Source organism: Citromicrobium bathyomarinum (assembly GCF_021021475.1).
Taxonomy (GTDB): Bacteria; Pseudomonadota; Alphaproteobacteria; order Sphingomonadales; family Sphingomonadaceae; genus Alteriqipengyuania; species Alteriqipengyuania bathyomarina.
The window spans coordinates 1332308-1352077 of the sequence record NZ_JAINWL010000001.1; the positions used below are offsets into that span (position 1 = coordinate 1332308).

The window sequence follows — 19770 nt, forward strand, 5'->3', positions numbered from 1 at the left end:
GTCTGTCGAACGGGTTATGATGCTGCTGTCGGCCAGTTCCAGACGGCCATTTTTTCAATGCTCATATCCGCCATAGTGTAGGGGATCCCGCCGACGCCAAGCCCGGAGCGGCGCAGCCCTGCAAAAGGCATCCAGTCCACGCGGAATGCCGTATGGTCGTTCACCATCACAGCCGATCCCGCCAGAGACTGTATGCAATGATTGGCGATTGACAGCCGATCGCTGAATACAGCGGCCTGAAAGGCGTAAGGCAGGGCATTGGCCTGCTCGATAGCCAGGTCGATATCGTCATAGCCATACACGCAGATCACGGGGCCGAAGATTTCTTCCCGGGATATCTTGGCACTTTCGGGAGGATCGACAATGACGGTCGGGGAGAAAAGAGTGTCACTCAGACGGCTTCCCCCGCACACCAGGGTGCCTCCTGCTGCGATGGCTTCATCGACCCAGCGTTCGACGCGGTCAACTTCCTCCGTTCGGATCAGGGGTCCGCATTGGGTCTGAGCATCGGCGGGATCGCCCACGACCAGCTTTTCGGCAGCTCGCCCTAGGTCATTGGCGAAGTCTTTCAATTCTGCAGCAGGGACGAATACGCGCTGTACGGAAACGCAGACCTGACCCGAATGATAGAACCCGCCTTTAAGCAACGAGGCGATCACTGCTGCGCGCTCCACGCCGTTGTCCACGATTACCGGCGCCGCGCCGCCGTGCTCGAGAGCAATGCGGGTTCCCGGCGCCAGCTTCGAGCGAAGCATCCAGCCGATCTTCGCAGAACCGATGAATGAGAAGAACGCCGTGCGCGGATCGGTTACCATTCTTTCGGCGATATCGTTGCCGCAAGGTGCGAACCGGCACCAGGCCTCGGGCAGGCCGGCTTCATGGAGAATGCTCACGAAGCTCTGGCATGACAGAGGCGTTTCCAGCGCAGGCTTGATGAGAACGGGGCACCCGGCTGCTACCGCCGGTGCAACCTGATGGACGATCAGGTTGAGGGGGTGATTGAATGCCGAGATCGCCACGACAGGACCGATCGGCTCGCGGAAGGTATATGCCGTCCTTCCCGCACCCGCTTCTGTCAGGTCCATGGGGATCTCGTGACCGCCGCCATCGCTGAGCGCCTGAACGCATAAGTCGACGCTGTTGATCGCGCGACCGGCTTCCACGCGCGCATCGACCAGCGGTTTGCCGCCCTCCCTGACGATCTGGAGAGCCAGATCCTCGGCTCGTTCGCGCATGATATCCGCAGCCCGCCGGAGGATGGCGACACGCTCGTGCACGGCAAGCCAGCCATGGCGGTCGCGGTGGAGCAACTGCGCTTCATTCAGCCATTCATCGATTTGAGGCCAGTCGATTAGCGGCACTTCTGCAACCGGCTCGCGGTCGAACGGATTGTGAACGATCGTCTTCATAGCTCACACACCTTTGCGCCGAGTTCATCAATCAGCACCTTCTTGTTTTCGGAATAGTCGACGGGCAGATCGACGAGATGCACGCCGCCAGCCTCGAATGCGTCGTTCAGGACCGCCACAAGATCTGCGCTCCGTTCGACCCGGTGACCGGTCGCTCCATAGCTTTGTGCGTAGGTGACGAAGTCGGGATTGGAAAAGGTCAGGCCGTAGTCCGGAAAGCCGAGCTGGTCCTGCTTCCAGCGGATCATGCCGTATGCCGCATCGTTCAGGACGAGTACGACGAGGTTCAGGCCCAGCCTGACGGCCGTTTCCAGTTCCTGCGAGTTCATCATGAACCCGCCATCGCCGCATACCGCGAGCACTCTGCGCCCCGGCGACAGCATCGCCGCCATCATGGCCGATGGAAGGCCTGCGCCCATCGTCGCCAATGCATTGTCGAGCAGGATGGTGCCAGGCTCGTGGGCGATGTAGTTTCTGGCGAACCAGATCTTGTAGATGCCGTTGTCGAGCGCAACGATATCATCGCGCGCCATTACGCTGCGTACGTCGGCAACCACGCGCTGGGGGACCATTGGAAAACGTTCGTCGTCGCTGGTCTCGGAGATGTGCGATGCAATCTCGTGATGCAGGGCGGTATAATAGCTGCGGTCGCACTGCAGCTTGCCATCCAGGCGGTTTCCCAGCCGCTCGACCGATCCGGCGATGTCGCCGATGACCTCGAGCTGCGGGAAGTAGACCTGATCGACTTCGGCTGCCTTGTAATTGATATGGATGACGGTCTGCCCGCCCGGCTCCATGAAGAAGGGCGGCTTCTCCACCACGTCGTGACCGATATTGACGATCAGATCGGCCTTTTCGATTGCGCAGTGAACATAATCGCCCGACGATAGCGCCGCGGTGCCCAGATAGAGCTCGCTATCTTCATCGACCACGCCCTTGCCCATCTGGGTGTCGAAGAATGGAAAGCCGGTATCAGACACGAATTTGCGCAACGCTTTCGAAGCGCGGCGGCGGTTCGCTCCGGCACCGATCAGGAGCAATGGCCGCTCAGCCGCGATGATGCGCTCGGCCGCTTCGTCGAGCGCAGCATCTCCGGCGACCGCATAACGCCTGTAATGCGGAGGTATGACCGGTTCGATCGTTTCCTCTTCAGCGATATCTTCCGGCAGCTCGAGCAGTACAGCGCCCGGCCTTTCTTCCTGCGCCAGACGGAAACCTTCGCGAACGAGCGAGGGAATGCGATTGCCGTTCACGATCTGGGTCGAAGCCTTGCAGAGCGGCGTAAACAGGGAAACGACGTCGACAATCTGGAACTGGGCCTGTTTCGATGTCTTGATCGGTTTCTGCCCAGTAATAATGACGAGCGGAAAGGCCCCGAGCGCGGCATAGGCCGCCGGTGTGGTCAGGTTCGTGGCACCAGGCCCGAGCGTTGCCAGGCACACACCTGCCTTGCCGGTCAGGCGGCCATAGGTCGCCGCCATGAAGCCAGCGCCCTGTTCGTGACGGGCCAGAACCAGCGTGATGGCGGAAGTTCGCAGCGATTCCAGGAGATCCAGGTTCTCTTCGCCTGGAACGGCGAAAACATATTCGACGCCCTCGGCCTCGAGCGCGGCGACCATAAGATCGGAAGCTTTCATTCGTCGGTCCTCTTTTACGAGTTGCAGGGCGGTTCATGCCGTGCGCTACCAAACTGCTTGCTTGCAGCGGCCGACCTGATCGCCGCGCTTGTCAATGGTCGTGATCATGGTCTTGGCATTGGTTCTTTTCGACCTGATGGCCCGGGACCATAACCGGATCACAGTTGGCAGCGAGGCAGGCTTCGAACGTTGCATGGGTGATGGCGTGCCGCGTCTCGAGCATACCGCGAGCCCACGCCTTCACATCCTCGAAAGCCTGCAACGAAGATTCGGCAGGAACGACATGCGCCTCAAGCGCGCGATAATGCTCGCTGATGCTCCAGACTTGGACGTGATGGACGTCGGCCACGCCTTCTGCGTCACGCAGGTCGCTCACAATGCGATCGAACTCGCTTTCGTCCGGCACCGCGCCCATCAAGAGACGCACCGTGCGAGGCAACAAAGTAACGCCCTGCCAGATCACAAAGTCACCAATGACCACCGTGATGGTCAGATCGGCGATATAAAGTTCGTATCGCAGAATGAGCACGCCAGCCACGATCACACCGGCCGAAGCCAGCGCATCGCTCACATTGTGCAGGAAGATCGAATAGGGTCAATTCCTCTTCTCGCCGTGTTTGGTTCCCGCATCGTCGTGGCTATCCATGTGAGCGTCGCGCAGAATCTCGATGCCGCCATAGAGAGCGATGCAAGCTACCGCGATGCCCACAACGAGGTCGGGCCAGTTGGTTCCGGTCAGCATCACAATGATGCCGGCGATAATGATCCCGCCATTAGAGATAAAGTCGTTGAAGCTGAAGGTGGTCGCCGCCCGCATATTGACGTCCTTGTTCTCCATCTTCTGCAGCAGGCGCAGGCAATAGAGATTGACCATCCCCGCGATGAACGCCATCGCCATCATCAATATCCCGCCCGGATCGGACCCTTCCACAAACCGTCGGTAAGCATCGAAGATAACCCCAGCAGAGAAGATCAGCAGCATGATGCCGGAGAAACGTGCGGCCCCGCGTTTCCAGGTCCGTGAGCGGGTCAGCGCGAGCAGGCTGAGCGCATAAACGATGGCATCGGATGAATTATCGAGGCCGTTCGCCAACAGCGCATTAGAATCGGCAAAATACCCGACCGCGAAAAAGCCGATCGCGATGGCCACGTTAAGCCACAGGACAACCCACAGGGTCTTGCGCTTTTCAGACGACCCGACATCGACCTCATGTCCGCCACTCATGCTGCGTCCTCCTCGGTTTGTACCCAGCTTTCCGCATGACTACGCTGTGATGGCCGGAAAAACTTCATTTCGGCGCGGAAGAGTGAGGATGACAATTTCGTGCCCCACTCTTCCCATTCGCTGTCGCCGATTATGGCGATCCGGCCGAAACAATCCTTATGCCGGATGTCGAACTTGAGATCGCGCCAGAGACCTCCGAAGTTCCAACCCGAAAAGTCAGGCGCGAGCTCGATCACCATCGGGACGGTACCGGCCTCGCGCTCTGCGATATGTTCGAATTGGGGAACAAAGCGGTCATAAGCTTCATCCCCCTGCCTGCCTCCGGCACGTATCCAGAGCAGTCCGTTCTTTTCCTTCAGTGCCAGCACCGTATTCTCCTTTCCCGATCGGTCATGTGATGTCCTTCAGCTCGCGCTGCTCATCGCTTGTCACATTGCGCCGCAGCCTGTCCCACCAACGCTGTCGCCAGGTCCGGTCATCTTCTCTGGTCCCGAAAACCAGCTTCAAGATTGCGGGCAAGACGAAAAGGGTCAGCGCGGTGGCGGTGATCAACCCTCCAATGACGACTGTCGCCAAGGGACGTTGCACTTCCGCGCCGGTCCCGGTCGCAATGGCCATCGGCACGAAGCCGAGCGATGCAACGAGCGCGGTCATGAGAACCGGCCTTAGGCGCGCCAATCCACCATCGACGATGGCGTCATCGAGCGCCATGCCCCTGTCGAGCCGCTGACGGATCGCAGTCACCATCACGAGGCCATTCAAGGTCGCCACACCCGACAGGGCGATAAAGCCTACCGCCGCAGATACCGAGAATGGCATCCCGCGTAGAGCCAAGGAGAAAATCCCGCCTGCCAGGGCCAACGGGATCGCGCTGAATACGGCGAGCGCCGGCACCCAGCCCCCAACCGCCATGTAAAGCAGCAAGAGAATGACCGCGAAAGCGATAGGAATGACTATCTGAAGTCTTTCCTGAGCAGCCTGGAGGTTCTGGTATTGACCGCCCCACTCGATAAACGCGGCAGCGGGCAGTTCGACCTGCGCCGCAACCCTTTCCTGGGCCTCTTCTACAAAAGACCCGAGGTCGCGTTCTCGCACGTTGGACGAGACGATCACCAGTCTGCGTCCCTGTTCCCGGCGAACCTCCGCGAGACCATCCACCACACGGAACTCGGCAACCGAGCGTAGCGGTATGGTTGCCCCGTTCGGAAGCAGCACCGGCAAAGCACCCAACTGGTCGAAATCGTCGCGGGTCGCGTCCGACAACCGCACAACCACATCGAAGCGGCGATCGCCTTCGAAAACGAGGCCCGCAGGCCGACCGCCCAGTGCGATCGCCACCGATTGCGCAACGTCTTCGACCTTCAGCCCGTAACGGGCAATCGCTGGCCGATCGAAGGCAATATCGAGGGTGGGGAACCCGGTCACTTGCTGGACCTTGACGTCCGCGGCGCCGTCGACATTGCGCAGCACGCCCGCAACCTCGTTCGCCGCTGAGGTCATGGCGCTGAGATCGTCTCCGTAGATCTTGACGGCAACATCTCCGCGAACGCCTGCGATCAATTCGTTGAACCGCAATTCGATCGGTTGGCTGAACTCGTAAAGGTTGCCGACGAGACTGCTGAGGGCGCTCTCCATTTGCGCGACCAACTCGTCCTTGGCGAGGTCGGGATCGGGCCATTCCTCACGGGGTTTGAGGATCACGTACGCATCGGAAGCGTTCGGCGGCATCGGGTCACTGGCCACTTCCGCCGTGCCCGTCCGCGAAAAGACAAGCTCGACTTGCGGAAATTGCTCGAGCCGGTCCTCTACCCGCCTTTGCATCGCGAGCGAACGTTCGAGCGATGTCGAAGGAATACGCAGCGATTGCACGGCGATGTCGCGCTCGTCCAATTGCGGTGTGAACTCGCTCCCGAGGAAGCTGAACACGAAGGCCGCAAAGGCGAAGATGCCGACGCCGACGCCGATGACCGGCCAGGGGCGGGTGATCGCCCTGCGGACCAGCGGTCCGTATCGCTCCTTGGCGATCCGGATCGGCTTGACCTCCTTTTCGGTCAGCTTTTTGTTGAGCAGGATGGCGATCATTGCCGGGACGAAGGTCAGCGACAACACGAACGCCGAGGCGAGCGCGAGCATGACCGTGATCGCCATGGGTGAAAAGGTTTTGCCTTCGACGCCGGTAAAGGTGAGAAGCGGTGCGAAGACGAGAAGAATGATCGCCTGGCCGTACACGGTTGGCTTGATCATTTCCTGCGCGGCAAGCCGCGTTTCCGTCAACCTCTCACCAAGTGTAAGAAGTCGGCCCTCGTGTTCCTGTCGAGCCGCGAGCCTCGCGACGCTGTTCTCGACGATGATGACGGCACCATCGACGATCAGGCCGAAGTCCAGCGCACCCAGGCTCATGAGATTGCCCGAAACGCCGAGCCGGTTCATTCCGATCGATGCCATCAGCATGGAAAAGGGGATGACCAGCGCCGCGATGATCGCTGCCCGGATGTTGCCCAGCAGCAAGAACAGGATCGCAATGACCAGAAGCGCGCCCTCGACAAGGTTCTTCTCGACGGTCGCGATCGTCGCATCGACCAGGGAAGACCGGTTGTAGACGATCTCCGCGACAATTCCTTCCGGCAGGGAGCTGCGGACTTCCTCAAGCCGTTCGGCCGCCTGGGCCGAAACGGTGCGGCTATTCTCGCCCGCGCGCATGAGCACGGTGCCCACGACCGCTTCATCGCCATTCAGCGACGCCGCGCCAGTTCGAAGGTCACCGCCGATGCTGACCGTGGCGATGTCCCCTACGCGAATAGGCACTCCCTCGCGGGTGGAAACGACCGCCTGCTCGATATCCTCGACGCTGCCGAGGCGCGCATCGACCCGGGCGAGGAGGGCTTCACCGGCCCGTTCGACGAAATTGGCCCCTTCGGCGAGATTGGCCGCTTCCAGCGCGTCGATCACCTCGTCGAACGACAAACCGTAACCGGTCAATCGTGCGGGATCGGGTTGGACGAGATATTGCTTTTCGAAGCCGCCGATGGAGTCGACACCTGCCACACCGTCGACCGACCGCATGAGCGGTGCAACCACCCAGTCCTGAATGGTTCGCAGATAGGCAGCCTTGGCAACATCGCTGTCGAGCCGGTCGCCACGTTCGGTCACGAAGCTCCCGTCGGACTGCCATCCGACCGCTCCGCCCCGCGGCGCTTCCTTGCCGTCAGGATATTCGTACTCGATGGTATACATGAGCACTTCGCCCAAGCCGGTCGAGATGGGTCCCATCACCGGTTCGGCACCCTCGGGCAGCGAAGCGCTTATGGGCGTCAGCCGTTCGTTGACCTGCTGACGCGCGAAATAGATGTCGGTCCCTTCCTCGAAAATCGCGGTCACCTGGCTGAACCCGTTGCGCGATATCGAGCGTGTCATTTCCAGACCCTCGATGCCAGCAAGCCCGGTTTCGACAGGATAGGTGACCTGCGTCTCGACTTGCGAGGGCGAAAGGGCTGGTGCCTCGGTGTTGATCTGCACCTGTACGTTGGTGATATCGGGCACAGCATCGATGGGCAGGCGGAGCAAATTCACCACGCCAAAGATTGCCACACCGAGGGTCAGCACGACCATCGCCCAGCGAAAGCGCACGGCGACGTCGAGGATCATGCCGATCAGGCCATGGCGGTGGGGGCGATCCGCGTCCTGCATGTGATCAGTGTCCATGCTCGGCCTCCTCCTTCTCGAGTTCAGCCTTCAGCAAGAAGGCGTTGGCGGTGGCTATCCGCCAATTTGCTTCGAGACCGGACTCGATGACCACCCGTCCTCCCGAACGCGCACCGGTGACCACTCGACGGGTTTGAAACCCGCGGCGCGTGCGAACGAAGACCACCTCTGCGCCATCGATTGTCTGGACGGCACTTTCCGGCACCGACATGCGGCCGTTATCGACCTCACCCGAGGGGCGGATACGTGCCTGCAAGAACGCACCGGGTTGCAGGCCGGGGATCGGCCTTGCCAGCGACAGGACCGCCGTAGCGCTGCGGCTTTCGGGATCGAGCGAGGGAGTGACGGATCGCACGCGCGCACCCACTTCCCGGTTGTCCGCGATTTCCAGCGTGGCCTCGTCGCCAGGCTGGATGCGGCTTGCTTCAGCCGACGGGAGGGCAACCTCGACCTGCATGCCGCTCGGGTTCACGACCTGGTAGAGTTCTTCTCCGGCCTCGACGAAGGACCCGAGAACGATAGGCGCCGAGGTCACTCGGCCCGCGAGCGGGCTCGTAACCGCGAGGGAGCGCCCGTCGCCGCTAACACCCGCCGCCGAGACTGCCGCTTGGGCACGCGCAAGTTCCGATTGAGCAACCTGCAGATTGGCTCGGGCGGCCTCGAGATCCTGCCGCGCGGTGACATTGGCTTCGAAAAGGCGGCGCTCTCGATCGTAGGCAGCAGACAATTCGTTGACCCGCGCGCCCGCTGCGCTGAGTTGCGCCGCAAGAGCAGCGGCGTCGGCGCTCTCGATGCGGGCAATCGTCTCTCCCTGCCTCACGTAATCACCCAGCGTTTTGCCGACACTGCGGACTACGCCCGCTGCGCGGGCATCGATGCGGGCACTTGCCGTCGGGCTTGCCGCGACGGTGGCCGGAAAGACCAGCTCGACCGCCGATCCCTGACCGACGGTTTCGACCTCTATCTGGGACGCTTCGATTTGTTCGGCGCCAAGCAGGACAAGCCCTTCGGGAAGCTCGGCCTCCTCGCTCGTTTCCTCAATGTGCTGGTCGGCACTGCCACTTGGCCACAGCATAAACACTGCAGCGGCGATTGAAACGATCACGCCGATAAAAACGGCCAGACGTCTACGGTTCATTTGGAAATACCTCATTGTGCGCCGAGCCAGATCAGCGTCGCCGCCAGGCGGCCACGATCTTCCTGGGCTTGAATCAATGCTTCACGGATGGTGTCGCGCGCTTCGGCCGCAGCCAGAACTTCGATCAGCGGAAATCTGCCGTTGCGGTAGCCAATCCGAACGAGGCGCAAGGCTTCCTCGGCTTGGGGCAAGGAGGTCTCCGCGAGGGTCTCGACCCGCGCTTCGGCTGCCAGAAATTGTCCGCGAGCCTGCGTGACTTCGAGTTCGAAATCGGTGCGGGCAATCGCCTCCCGTGCCGTCGCGGCGCGAAGCCGCGCCTCGGCAGCAGCGATGTTTCCTTGGTTGCGATTACTGAACGGAAACGGGATCGAAACGCCTACGAGGAACGCCTGGTCTCTGCTTTCCTCGAACCGTCGGACACCGGCGGATATCGCCGGATCCGGAATGCCTAAAGAGCGTTCCCGGGCGATCGCGGCATCTGCAGCCTCGCGTTCGGCACGGGCGATCTGGAGACGTAAGGCCGAAGGCGAGGCGAGCAGCGTTGCCGGAGGTTCGATCTCGGGGAACACCGAAGGCACGTCCGCAGCAGGTGCTGCCTCGCCCCAAAGCGCGGCCAGCGCATTCCTCGCCGCACTGTCGGCAGCCAGGGCCGCTTCAAGCTCCGCGAGCGCCTCCGCAAGTGCCGCTTCGGCACGAAGCGAACGCAAGGGAGGCTCCCGCCCGACATCGACCAGTACCCCTGCGATCCTGGCAAGCTCGCGGTTGCGCTCGACTATGTCCCGCGCGAGTTCCAATCGGGCTGCCGCAGCGACGGCTTCCACATAGCGCTCGCGCACCGATCGCCCGAGCTGAGCAACCGAGAGCGCTCCTGAAAGGGTCGCGACGCGCGCCTCCGCCTGGGCGGCGCGGACGCGCGCTCCTCGTTTGCCGCCCAATTCGAGCCGCTGGCTCAGGGACAAAGTGTACTCGGTGGCCTGCAATCCCGAAAATGCGCCGCTTCCGGCAATGTTTTCGGCTTCGAAAGCAATTTCGGGGTTGGGCCGCAGCCGCGCCTGGTCGACCAGGGCCCGCGCCGCGTCGGCTTCGGCCCGCGGTCCGATCAGGCGCGGATTTTCTGGGGGCTCATCTGCGCTGTCGACGATGCCCGCACGAGCGAGCGCAGCTTCGAGCGTCAGAAGCTCACGCTCCTGCGCCGCCACGGTCGTGGCTTGAGCGGCGAGGAACAGCCCTCCAAGGAGGACCCCTCGCCAATGAATGGCTGACATTTTTCGAAAATTCCTCTGCTGACGATCCGAACTGCGCTGCGGCATGCAGCGCGGTGACGGTCGTCAGGCGCGAGGGGGGCGCTTCAGTCGGTCGGCAATTTCGGAAGCGAGCGCTTCGGCGGGAGGCGCATCGGGAACCACGACCAAGTGAGGGACCGAATTCTTCTGCACGGTGCCGGCAAAGCTCGCCCCGTGATGGCAATGGCCGTGTCCACACACGCCGTGTTGCTCGGCCGGCGCATCCGGATCGCCCGGCACTTCATCGGCGGCTGCGGATGACGCAGACGCGCTATCGAGCGAAGCCAGAACGGGCGTGCTTCCGGGCGCCACTTCGGCACCGCAAGCAGCAGCATCCGCCGCCGTCACGAACACCATCGCGACCAGCATGAGCAGGACGACGAAAGGGTGCAGGACAAGGCGACGATAGCTTGTAGTCATGGATTCCAACGGCTCCTAGCAAACCGCATCAAGATTGCAAGTTCCGTAACACGATGAAGTATAAGTCTTTTGTTACAGTATAACAGTCCTCGAATACTGTTTCGGTCTTTTAGAACGGCGCGATCAGGCCGCGCGAAGCTCGGGATGCGGATGTTCGCAGCGATGAACTTCGATCGTGACGTGCACATATTCTGCATGCTCTGAAAGTCGGCTGGCATAATTGTCGGGCGCGAGCGGATCATCGGCGATGAGCGAGGCGATGACTGCATACTTGCCGGGACCGATCCGCCAGATGTGCAGATCGCCGATCGCGGCGTCCCGGTCCTCGAGCGCCTCGCGCACCTCTGTGTACCGTTCAGAGGCCGCTTCGGCGTCGACAAGCACGGCAGCGGTATCGCGCAGCAGTGACCATGACCAGCGCCCGATCACGAATGCACCCACCAGCCCCATTGCCGCGTCCATCCATGCCCAGCCGAGGTACATGCCGGCGAGAAGGGCCACGATAGCCAGGACGGAGGTCAGGGCATCGGCAAGCACGTGGAAATAGGCGGAGCGCAGATTGTTATCGGCATGCGCATGGTCGTGGTGATGATGATGGTCGTGATCATGCCCATGGTGATGATCGGCACCAAGCAGCCAGGCACTCGCGAGGTTCACCACGAGGCCGAGCACGGCGATCCAGATAGCCTCGGTATAGGCAATCGTGAGCGGACTGACGAACCTTTGAGCCGATTCAACCGCGATCCCGATTGCGAAGATGGCGAGGACAAGCGCGCTCGCGAAGCCGGCCAGGTCGCCTACCTTGCCGGTACCGAATGTGAAACGCGGGTTGTTCGCATGGCGCTTGGCAAACCAGTAGGCGAAGGCCGCGACGCCCAAGGCACCTGCATGGGTCGCCATGTGGATACCATCGGCGAGAAGCGCCATCGATCCGGTCCACAGGCCAGCGACGATTTCGACCACCATCATCGCGGCGGTCAAGGCAACGACATAACGCGTGCGCCGCTCATGGGCGTCGTGCGAGGCGCTCAGGAAGTTGTGATCATGGGCGAGCGGATTGGAGTCGGCGTGATGCATGCGAGGCTGATACCCCGAGATGCCCTTTCCAAGAAATCCCCTCTCCAACCGAAAAGGCAATCGACGACGATTGTCTGTGATGATCGCCGCAGCCAACCGATCATAGAAATGCTGCGGCGACCAACAGACTATTATCCCTTAATCTTGGATCGGAACGTGACGGTCCTGCGATCGACCACGGTGATCCGGCGCGTCTTGGCATCGATCACCAGCCGTTCGGTTACGCCATTGCCCGGAAAGGCGACGACGTAACGCGGATTGAGCGAGAGCATCTGCTCGTTGCGCTTGAACCCGGCGCGGGCACCGAGACGACGATCGAGCGAATAAGTCAGCTGCTGGACTTCGCGGCGCTCGGCCCAACTCGCTGCCAGACGATCGGCACCCTTGCCGTCGCCGCCATGGACCAGGAAGAGATCGGGAACCGCATCGCGAACCTTGTCCAGCGTCGCCCAGATGTTCTCGGCGTAGGCGCGCGCGTCCTCGGCGCTTTCAAAGCTCTGGCGACCACCCGCAAAGACGACTGGAGTTCCTTCAGGGATCAAGGCGTGACGACGGTTCTCAGCGCGTGCGCGTAGAAAATCGCGGGCATCGATCACGGCCGATGTGAAGTGGCGCGAATGGCTCGTGCGCGAGCCCGAAACGGGCTTCCAAGAGGAGCCGGTCTCGTCGCGGTAAAGTGCTGCCGCCGCCTCGCGCATCTGCTCAAAGGCAAACATGCTGGCTTCGGCGGCCTGCGCGCGCTCAACCTGCTCTTCAAGATTGCTCGAATGCACTTCGGAGCCATCGGCTGATGCGAGGAGGACCCGGATCTCGTCGCTGGCCCGATCAAGTTGAGCCGACTTGCGGCTGGCTGCGCGGTGGAACAGATTGACCATGCCCCAGGCAATATCCTCGGCATCGGCTTCCAGGGCTGTGTCGGAAAACATCGCGAAGAGGTCGGACCATACGGCGCCAAGCGTCTGCTCGATCGCGTCCTCGCAGGGAAAGTCGGTCTCGTTGAAGGGGGCCGGCCTGATGCTCAGGCCTGAGAGATCGAGGCCGCTCAACTGGTCGATGAAGCTGTCGTACATGGGGTGTCTCCTGATCGCGGGGACAAGGAGAGGAGGCACCATTGCCTCGGCCCTGTCCGCCGGAGCCCGATCAGGGCCGGGAAAAGGGGGCGTGACGCACCGCGCAGCGGGAAACCTGCGGCCCTAGGCTGGCGCGGGTAACACGGGCCGACGGGCCGCAGGTTGCGGCGCGCCCCGACCGGCCCAAGGGCCTCTCCCGGCGGAGAGGGATGAGGCAGGATCAGGACCCGGTGTCGCAGGTGGATCGGGAGCGCTCGAAGATCGCTTCGCCATTCGAGAACCGCCCGACCAGGCGCAACTCACCGAACAGGTCGATGAACCTTCCCGACACTTGGGCGAGCCAATGCCGTGCTCTCGCCGTTCGTGGGACGTAGAAGTCCGCCTCCCAGTAATGGGAATCATCGCGTACGGCGAGCCAGATCGCGGCGAGCCCACAATAGGTCGATATGCCGCAATCGGCGAAGGCGTTTCGCAGGAGGATACGGTCCTCGCGGCCGCGCCATCCATCGAAGCGCTTAAAGGAAGGAAAGGCCGCCTTCGCGGTATCGATGATCTCGTCGACTAGGCACTCATAGGCCCAGTCGACATCTTGGTCTTCGCCTTCATCAAGCAGGCGAAAGGCAACCACGGAGCCGGTCGGATAGCTGACGGAACGTCCCATCTCACCGCTCCTCAGGCTGCATCAGCGAGATCGACATCGGTCTCGCTTTCGCAGGATTGGTGACCCCCAAGGTCAAGCAACAGGCTGGCCGCTTCCTCGGCCTTGGCCGCGGCGGTGAGGATCGCGCGCTCGTCCGATTTGAGGATCTTGAGCCAGGACGCGATGTAGCTGGCGTGATGGTCGAGGTGGGTGACCGGAAGACCCAGTTCGGCCCCGAGGATGGCCGAGGACAGCTCGGCGATCAGTTCTTCGGCAGCATAGGCGTCGCTACCGAAGCGGTTCTTGAGATCGCGGTCGAGCCGCGATGAATGCCCCGTCCAGTGCGACAGCTCGTGTGCAAGCGTCGCGTAATAGTGGTCATAGGCTTCGAAGAGTTCGGCTGGCGGCATGGTGACCCGGTCGCGCAGCGGCTCGTAATAGGCCTGCGCGCCATGGTGGCGCAGGTCTGCGCCAATATGGGCAAAGAAGGCATCGAGCCGGTCTTCGCGTCCTTCGGGCTCAAGTGCGGCAACCAGCGGCTTGGGATGGTAAAATGCAGGGAGGCCATCGCACTGGTCAGCGTTGAACACGGCATAGGCCTTGAGCACGCGCCGGTTCTCGGTGTCGGCTTCGCCTTCGGCGGTCTCAATCTCCTTCGTGTAGCTCTGGTAGAAGATCGCGCTGGTCGATTTCTCGCCCTTGCGGACCTGTCCACCAAGCTTCTGGCACTGGCGGTAGGTCATCCAGTATGGCGAGGTGTAGCCACAGCCATCGGCCACCATCCACAGCCAGAAGGTATTCATTCCGCGATAGGGCGTTCCGCAAGAACGCAAAGGACGGGAGACTGGCACGCCGCGCCACGGCTTGACCCACGGCTTTGTGCCCTGTTCGAGCTTTTCGATGATGGCGGCGGTGATGCGCTGGGCAGGCGAAGTCGAAGCAGTGCGGCGGGACTTGGTCATGGGAGTTCTCCTGATCGCCGAGACGGACATGTCCCGGTTCAGGAAAAGCAAAAGCTCCCTCCCCTCTCGTCTAATGATGACGGCTTTGCGCCCCAATAGCGGCCATAAAGTCAGGCGAGGACAAGCCTGAAAGCTGCCGTTCCAAAGTTTCGTCTGATTGAGGAAAATAAGCCTTCAATCGCAATAGGTCGAAAAATTTTCTTCGCGATGCGTTTTGGTCGCTGAAGTGAGGCGCATCAAATCCTCATTAGTTTCGCCCTCGCCCTAACGTGACCGTGCACGAATTAAGTTGCTCCTTCATTATGACTTTCGGATGAGCACCACCCCAGCAATCACAAGCGCGCCGCCAGCCAGAAGCCAGGATTGATCGACAAGCAACGCGCTAGCTATGATCAATGCGGCAGCTAGAGGGCCTTTCAAGGACTGACGCTCATTGCGAAGTCCAGCGAGCTGCTCGATACTGAGCGGATCGAGCTGAACCGGCACATATCCTGACTTTGCGATCGAGTTCGCAGTGGCAAGTATGTCGGGCAAGGACGCCGACAACCCCAGCAGCTGACCGCGAAGTCTCTTCAAACCCGACCGAGCGCTGCCGAGCGAGAACCGCTCGGCGAGAAGCTCCGTCATGATCGGCCGGGTCTCTTCGGCGATGTTGTAGTCCGGTGCCAGCGATCGGACGAAGCCCTCTGCAGTCAACAAGGTACGCAGAAGAATGGCCAGATCAGGTGGCAGAACCAGTCGATAATCCCGCAACAGATCGAAAACGCGGGAAAAAATCTGCGAGAACTCGATGCCAGATAGCACGGTCCCCCTGAACTCTCCAATCAACTGATCCAGATCCACCGCGAGCGCATCGCGATCCACCTTCGGCTCCCCCGCCCATGCGAGCAGGACATCCGCGACATCGCTGGTTTCCTCACCAGCAATCGCAAGCACGAGGCGGACGATCTCGTCGCGCCTGGCCTTGGTGAGCGTCCCGACCGATCCGAAGTCGATGAAGCCGACATCCTGCTCGCCCATCAGGAAAACATTGCCGGGATGAGGGTCGCCGTGGAATTCGCCGTTCAGAATGATCATGCGCAGGACTGCGTTGGCATAGCACTTGGCGAACGCCGCCACCTCCGGATCGCCCGATGAGGCGCCCAGCGAAGACGCGGGCCTGCCGTACAGGCGTTCCTGAACGTTCACCCGCAGCCCGGTCAGTTCCCAATGGATGGCCGGGGTCCTGACGCCGATGGTTTCGAGATATGCGCCGATTCGCTCGCAGGCTCGGGATTCCGCAGCGAGGTCCATCTCCCAGGCAAGATTGCGGCCGAAGGTCCGCAGAAACTCGACTGGCCGGTAACGCGCGATGTCAGGCGAGCGTGCTTCCGCGATCTCGGCAAGACGCACAAGCAGGCGCACATCGGCTTCCATGCGCGCGGCGGTGCCCGGGCGGCGAACTTTCACGATGACCTCGCTACCGTCCCGTAGCTTGGCGGAATAGGTCTGTGCAATCGAGGCGGACGCCAGAGGCTGTTCGTCGAACTGCGCAAAGTCGTTCCGCCAGTCCTCACCCCAGCTTGAAGCAAGTACGGGCTCGATATCTGCGAAGCGCACCGGCGACACCTGATCGTGCAGGGTTGAGAATGCAGTGATCCAGTGTTCGGTAAACAGATCGCTTCGGGTGGCGAGGAGCTGCCCCAGCTTTATGCCGACTGGCCCGATGTCACGGAGGAACGCGACAACTGCGGCCGGACGAAATTCGCGAGGATCGATGACATTGCTCGAAGAGGGAATAAATCCGAGGGCTCCGGCGAGAGTCTTCGCACCGTGCCTCATTAAGATTCGGCCAATCTCCGCGGCGCGAGCGATGCTGCTGATAGGCTTTTCCGGGGGCGATGCCATGATATTACTCAGCCTCGGCCCGGAGTTGGTCCAAATTTTCCGATACCCTTGCAAGAATCTGCTGCAACGTTTGCTTCTCGTCGGCGGCAATGTCGCGCCAAAGCAGATCATGAAGCCTATCCGCGGAGCCTCTCAGTTCGGGCAGCATATCATCTAGCTGCTCCGTGAGGATGAGCTGCCACGCTCGCCGATCCGTCTCAGCTCGAAGCCTTTTCATCAGCCCGCGTGCGCAAAGACCTGCAACCGCCTGGCCGATGGTCGCCGATTCCAGTTCCAGTTTCTTGGCGATTTCAGCCTGCGTAAGGGCAGGATCGCGAAGAAGTTGTCCGATGATCCTCCACTGTGTCTGATTGAGACCGATCCTGGCGACCCTCGCATCGTACACTCTGCGCGCGCCGCGACTGATCTCGTCCATAAGATAGAGAATGCGGTCATCATCGCTGATGACCTTCTGCCGACGCTGAGACCGTGACATGGTATCTGGTTTTTCATCCATAGCGCTGTGTAGTCGGATAGCCTCGGATGCCCAAATGCAAACTGCTAAATGCCTTTACTATCTGACTCACGGCTCATAGGGCGCGAGACGCGTTCACCTTTTACTGAGGCTGCCGAAAGAGTCAGATGACCGATAACTCCAACCAACCGGAGCAGGAGGGCACAACCCCAACGAAACCGCAATCGCGGCGTGGCTTGCGCATCGTGCTAATCATCGTTGGTCTTGCCGTGCTGCTTGGCGGGATCTGGTGGTACTACCGGCACGTAACCTACGGACAGTACATGCAGACGACCGATAACGCCTATGTCGCTGCCGACAGCGTCGTTATCTCTTCCAAGGTAGCGGGATACGTCGAAGAGGTCTTCGTGGGGGAGAACGAGCAGGTTGCTCGCGGCGGAGCCCTCGTACAACTGGATCTGCGGGATTATCAGGCGCAAGCGCAACAGGCGCGCGCACAGATCGCTGCGACCCTGGCCGGTGCCGACACAATCCGTTCTCAGGTAGCCGAACAGGATGCAGCCATTCGCCGGGCGCGGGGCCAACTCGCCGCCGCGCGCGCAGCACTGGACCTCGCGAACGACCAGGTGGCGCGATATCGGCCCCTTGCCGCGACAGGAGCCGAACCGCGGGAAAAGCTCGACCAGTATGAGGCGCAGGCGCGGCAAGCGCGGGCCGAACTCGTCGCCGCGCAGGCGGCGGTGGCTGCCGCGACCGCGCGCCGAGGGACCCTGTTCGAGCAGATCAACCAGACCCAGGCGCAGGCGGACGCTGCTCGCGCTCAGCTGGAAACAGCCGACCTTACGGTTGAATCGACCTTGCTGCGCGCCAGCAAGGCCGGCCGCGTCGGCGATCTCTCGGTGAGGGTGGGCCAGTTCGTGCAACCGGGTCAACGTTTGATGACGGTGGTTCCGGTGAGGGCGATCTACGTGACGGCAAACTTCAAGGAAACGCAGGTCGGCCTGATCCGGGCCGGCCAAAGCGTCAGGCTCGAAGTTGACGCCCTACCCGACCTTGAGATCGCGGGACGAGTGGTCAGCATATCGCCGGGAACGGGCGCGGAATTTTCCATCCTCCCCCCCGAAAATGCCACCGGCAACTTTACCAAGATCGTTCAACGGATACCCGTCCGCATCGGTATCGATGCTCCCCCTGAAGTGCGGCGTCTGCTCGTTCCCGGCATGTCGGTAGTGGCTACGGTCGACACCCGGAATGCTGCCGGCGAATTGGAAGAGATCTCGAGTCGGACTCAATGACCGAGATACTGGCAGCGCAGGACACTTCGATCGGGCCGGCCGGGGGCCGAAAGAACGCAGACGTGACTGCCTGGGTCGCTGTGGCCGCGGGCGCGCTTGGCGCCATGCTCGCGACGCTGGACATATCAATCGTCAATTCCGCACTCCCCGTCATTCAGGGCGAGATCGGTGCCACAGGCGCCGAAGGCACCTGGATTGCTACGTCATTTCTCGTTGCTGAAATCGTCGTCATTCCGCTGAGCGCTTGGCTCGAACGGCTGTTCGGTCTGCGAACCCTCCTCATCATCGCGGTCAGCGCGTTCACCGCCTTTTCGGTGCTGTGCGGGATTGCAACCGACCTTACGACAATGATCATCGGCCGCACGGGTCAGGGCTTCACGGGCGGCGTGCTCATTCCGACGGCAATGACCATCGTGGCCAAAAGGCTGCCGCCACATCAGCAGCCCATCGGAATGGCCCTGTTCGGCATGACAGTGATCCTCGGCCCCGTGATGGGGCCTTTGATCGGGGGTTGGCTGACCGAGAATCTGAGCTGGCACTATGCCTTCTTTGTCAATGTGCCGGTCTGCGGCCTGCTGCTGCTCCTGCTGTTCGTTGGCTTGCCCCACGAAAAGCCAAAGTGGGATTATCTCACTGACGCGGATTGGGCGGGCATTGTCGGGCTCATCTTGGGGCTGGGCGGACTTACGGTCGTCCTTGAGGAGGGCCACCGCGAGGAATGGTTTGAATCCTCTCTCATTCGCTGGCTCACAATCATCACAGTCGTCGGATTTGCCTCGCTGATCTACGGACAGGTGAAGGCACGCAAGCCAGTCTTGAAGTTGCAGCTCTTGTTCAATCGACAGTTCGCCAGCGTCGCGATCATGGCGCTCGCCCTGGGTATGGTGATGTATGGTTCGACCTACGTCATCCCGCAGTTCCTCGCGATCATTTCTGATTATAACGCGCTTCAGACCGGGCTGGTGATCTTCTGGATGGGCGTCCCGGCCTTCCTGTTGATGCCTGTGCTTCCCTTGATGATCCGGAAGATCGACATTCGCATCGCCGTCGGCGCCGGCATGTTGCTGATGGCGGTCAGCTGCTTTGTCAGCACCAGCCTTACAGCAGAATCCGGTGGTGCCGTTTTTACCGAGAGCCAGCTCTTGCGCGGTGTCGGCATGATCTTGTCGATGATGTTCCTGAATCAGGCGACGGTGGCTTCGGTCGCCAAGGAGGATGCCGGCGACGCCTCGGGAATTTTCAACGCGGCGCGCAATCTCGGCGGCTCTTTCGCTCTTTCGGCTCTGGCATCGTTCCAAGACCAGCGGATCTGGCATCATAGCCGGCGGATGGAAGAGACCCTGAATGCGAACAGCGTTTCGCTACAGGACTATCTCGACGGGCTGGCGCGAAACTTCGGCGGCATGGAGGGGGCGATGGCCGTCCTGAGCCGCACCCTGCAACGCGAGGCGTTCATAATGACCTACAATGACGTGTTCCTGGTTATGGGGATTCTGACCCTCGCGACGGTTCCGCTGGTCCTCTTCCTGAGGCCGCTTCCAAAAAATGTCTCCCTTTCTATGCACTGAGCC

The 19770-nt window shown here is 61.3% G+C and carries 17 protein-coding genes; 2 read left to right on the top strand and 15 right to left on the bottom strand.

Going from position 1 to position 19770, the window contains the following annotated elements:
- Positions 1–14: 14 nt before the first annotated feature.
- The 15 genes from K7H93_RS06665 to K7H93_RS06735 form a co-directional block, all read right to left on the bottom strand.
- On the bottom strand, positions 15–1409 hold the full coding sequence (locus tag K7H93_RS06665) for an aldehyde dehydrogenase family protein (RefSeq protein WP_230782969.1): 1395 nt from the start codon (positions 1407–1409) through the stop codon (positions 15–17).
- On the bottom strand, positions 1406–3046 hold the full coding sequence (locus tag K7H93_RS06670; RefSeq protein WP_221601658.1) for an acetolactate synthase large subunit: 1641 nt from the start codon (positions 3044–3046) through the stop codon (positions 1406–1408). Before K7H93_RS06670 ends, K7H93_RS06665 begins: the two co-directional genes overlap by 4 nt.
- Before the next feature lie 91 nt (positions 3047–3137).
- Positions 3138–3617, bottom strand: coding sequence for a cation transporter dimerization domain-containing protein (locus K7H93_RS06675; RefSeq protein ID WP_230782970.1), 480 nt, complete (start codon positions 3615–3617; stop codon positions 3138–3140).
- 24 nt (positions 3618–3641) lie between these two features.
- Positions 3642–4271 carry a cation diffusion facilitator family transporter gene (locus K7H93_RS06680; protein ID WP_230782971.1) on the bottom strand — a complete coding sequence of 210 codons (630 nt, stop codon included), beginning with the start codon at positions 4269–4271 and terminating at the stop codon, positions 3642–3644.
- Positions 4268–4639 carry a SpoIIAA family protein gene (locus K7H93_RS06685; RefSeq protein ID WP_123880457.1) on the bottom strand — a complete coding sequence of 124 codons (372 nt, stop codon included), beginning with the start codon at positions 4637–4639 and terminating at the stop codon, positions 4268–4270. The genes K7H93_RS06680 and K7H93_RS06685 overlap by 4 nt, the downstream gene beginning before the upstream one ends.
- A 22-nt stretch (positions 4640–4661) precedes the next feature.
- Positions 4662–7925, bottom strand: coding sequence for an efflux RND transporter permease subunit (locus tag K7H93_RS06690; RefSeq protein WP_151886420.1), 3264 nt, complete (start codon positions 7923–7925; stop codon positions 4662–4664).
- A gap of 37 nt (positions 7926–7962) precedes the next feature.
- On the bottom strand, positions 7963–9111 hold the full coding sequence (locus tag K7H93_RS06695; RefSeq protein ID WP_230782972.1) for an efflux RND transporter periplasmic adaptor subunit: 1149 nt from the start codon (positions 9109–9111) through the stop codon (positions 7963–7965).
- Between the two features lie 11 nt (positions 9112–9122).
- Complete coding sequence (locus K7H93_RS06700; RefSeq protein WP_119595029.1) at positions 9123–10376, bottom strand: TolC family protein; 1254 nt, start codon at positions 10374–10376, stop codon at positions 9123–9125.
- Positions 10377–10439: 63 nt separating this feature from the next.
- Positions 10440–10814, bottom strand: a complete 375-nt coding sequence (locus K7H93_RS06705; RefSeq protein WP_123880465.1) for a hypothetical protein — start codon at positions 10812–10814, stop codon at positions 10440–10442.
- Between the two features lie 123 nt (positions 10815–10937).
- A complete protein-coding gene (gene dmeF / locus K7H93_RS06710) occupies positions 10938–11891 on the bottom strand; it encodes a CDF family Co(II)/Ni(II) efflux transporter DmeF (RefSeq protein WP_221597120.1) in 954 nt (317 codons plus the stop codon).
- A 131-nt stretch (positions 11892–12022) separates the two neighbouring features.
- Positions 12023–12961 carry a DUF2493 domain-containing protein gene (locus K7H93_RS06715; protein ID WP_230782973.1) on the bottom strand — a complete coding sequence of 313 codons (939 nt, stop codon included), beginning with the start codon at positions 12959–12961 and terminating at the stop codon, positions 12023–12025.
- Positions 12962–13181: 220 nt separating this feature from the next.
- Complete coding sequence (locus tag K7H93_RS06720; protein ID WP_230782974.1) at positions 13182–13622, bottom strand: hypothetical protein; 441 nt, start codon at positions 13620–13622, stop codon at positions 13182–13184.
- 11 nt (positions 13623–13633) lie between these two features.
- Positions 13634–14563, bottom strand: a complete 930-nt coding sequence (locus K7H93_RS06725; RefSeq protein ID WP_230782975.1) for an ArdC family protein — start codon at positions 14561–14563, stop codon at positions 13634–13636.
- Positions 14564–14863: 300 nt separating this feature from the next.
- The gene (locus K7H93_RS06730; protein ID WP_230782976.1) at positions 14864–16450 is read right to left on the bottom strand and encodes an ABC1 kinase family protein; all 1587 of its coding nucleotides are present in this window, start codon (positions 16448–16450) and stop codon (positions 14864–14866) included.
- A 4-nt stretch (positions 16451–16454) separates the two neighbouring features.
- Entirely contained in the window at positions 16455–16946 is a 492-nt protein-coding gene (locus K7H93_RS06735) for a MarR family winged helix-turn-helix transcriptional regulator (protein ID WP_230782977.1), read from the bottom strand.
- A gap of 125 nt (positions 16947–17071) precedes the next feature.
- On the opposite strand from K7H93_RS06735, the gene K7H93_RS06740 reads away from it, so the two are divergent.
- Together K7H93_RS06740 and K7H93_RS06745 are read left to right on the top strand one after the other, a co-directional pair.
- A complete protein-coding gene (locus tag K7H93_RS06740) occupies positions 17072–18199 on the top strand; it encodes an HlyD family secretion protein (protein ID WP_230782978.1) in 1128 nt (375 codons plus the stop codon).
- Positions 18196–19767 (top strand): MDR family MFS transporter, encoded by a 1572-nt coding sequence (locus K7H93_RS06745; RefSeq protein ID WP_160662069.1) that lies wholly within the window; start codon positions 18196–18198, stop codon positions 19765–19767. The genes K7H93_RS06740 and K7H93_RS06745 overlap by 4 nt, the downstream gene beginning before the upstream one ends.
- Positions 19768–19770: the final 3 nt, after the last annotated feature.

Excerpts from the sequence above, each read along its gene's own strand:
- K7H93_RS06720 (WP_230782974.1), bottom strand. The coding sequence starts at position 13,622 with ATGGGACGTTCCGTCAGCTATCCGACCGGCTCCGTGGTTGCCTTTCGC.
- K7H93_RS06700 (WP_119595029.1), bottom strand. The coding sequence starts at position 10,376 with ATGTCAGCCATTCATTGGCGAGGGGTCCTCCTTGGAGGGCTGTTCCTC.
- K7H93_RS06740 (WP_230782978.1), top strand. The coding sequence starts at position 17,072 with ATGACCGATAACTCCAACCAACCGGAGCAGGAGGGCACAACCCCAACG.
- K7H93_RS06670 (WP_221601658.1), bottom strand. The coding sequence starts at position 3,046 with ATGAAAGCTTCCGATCTTATGGTCGCCGCGCTCGAGGCCGAGGGCGTC.
- K7H93_RS06680 (WP_230782971.1), bottom strand. The coding sequence starts at position 4,271 with ATGAGTGGCGGACATGAGGTCGATGTCGGGTCGTCTGAAAAGCGCAAG.
- K7H93_RS06665 (WP_230782969.1), bottom strand. The coding sequence starts at position 1,409 with ATGAAGACGATCGTTCACAATCCGTTCGACCGCGAGCCGGTTGCAGAA.
- K7H93_RS06735 (WP_230782977.1), bottom strand. The coding sequence starts at position 16,946 with ATGGATGAAAAACCAGATACCATGTCACGGTCTCAGCGTCGGCAGAAG.
- dmeF (WP_221597120.1), bottom strand. The coding sequence starts at position 11,891 with ATGCATCACGCCGACTCCAATCCGCTCGCCCATGATCACAACTTCCTG.
- K7H93_RS06725 (WP_230782975.1), bottom strand. The coding sequence starts at position 14,563 with ATGACCAAGTCCCGCCGCACTGCTTCGACTTCGCCTGCCCAGCGCATC.
- K7H93_RS06730 (WP_230782976.1), bottom strand. The coding sequence starts at position 16,450 with ATGGCATCGCCCCCGGAAAAGCCTATCAGCAGCATCGCTCGCGCCGCG.
- K7H93_RS06745 (WP_160662069.1), top strand. The coding sequence starts at position 18,196 with ATGACCGAGATACTGGCAGCGCAGGACACTTCGATCGGGCCGGCCGGG.
- K7H93_RS06715 (WP_230782973.1), bottom strand. The coding sequence starts at position 12,961 with ATGTACGACAGCTTCATCGACCAGTTGAGCGGCCTCGATCTCTCAGGC.
- K7H93_RS06705 (WP_123880465.1), bottom strand. The coding sequence starts at position 10,814 with ATGACTACAAGCTATCGTCGCCTTGTCCTGCACCCTTTCGTCGTCCTG.
- K7H93_RS06695 (WP_230782972.1), bottom strand. The coding sequence starts at position 9,111 with ATGAACCGTAGACGTCTGGCCGTTTTTATCGGCGTGATCGTTTCAATC.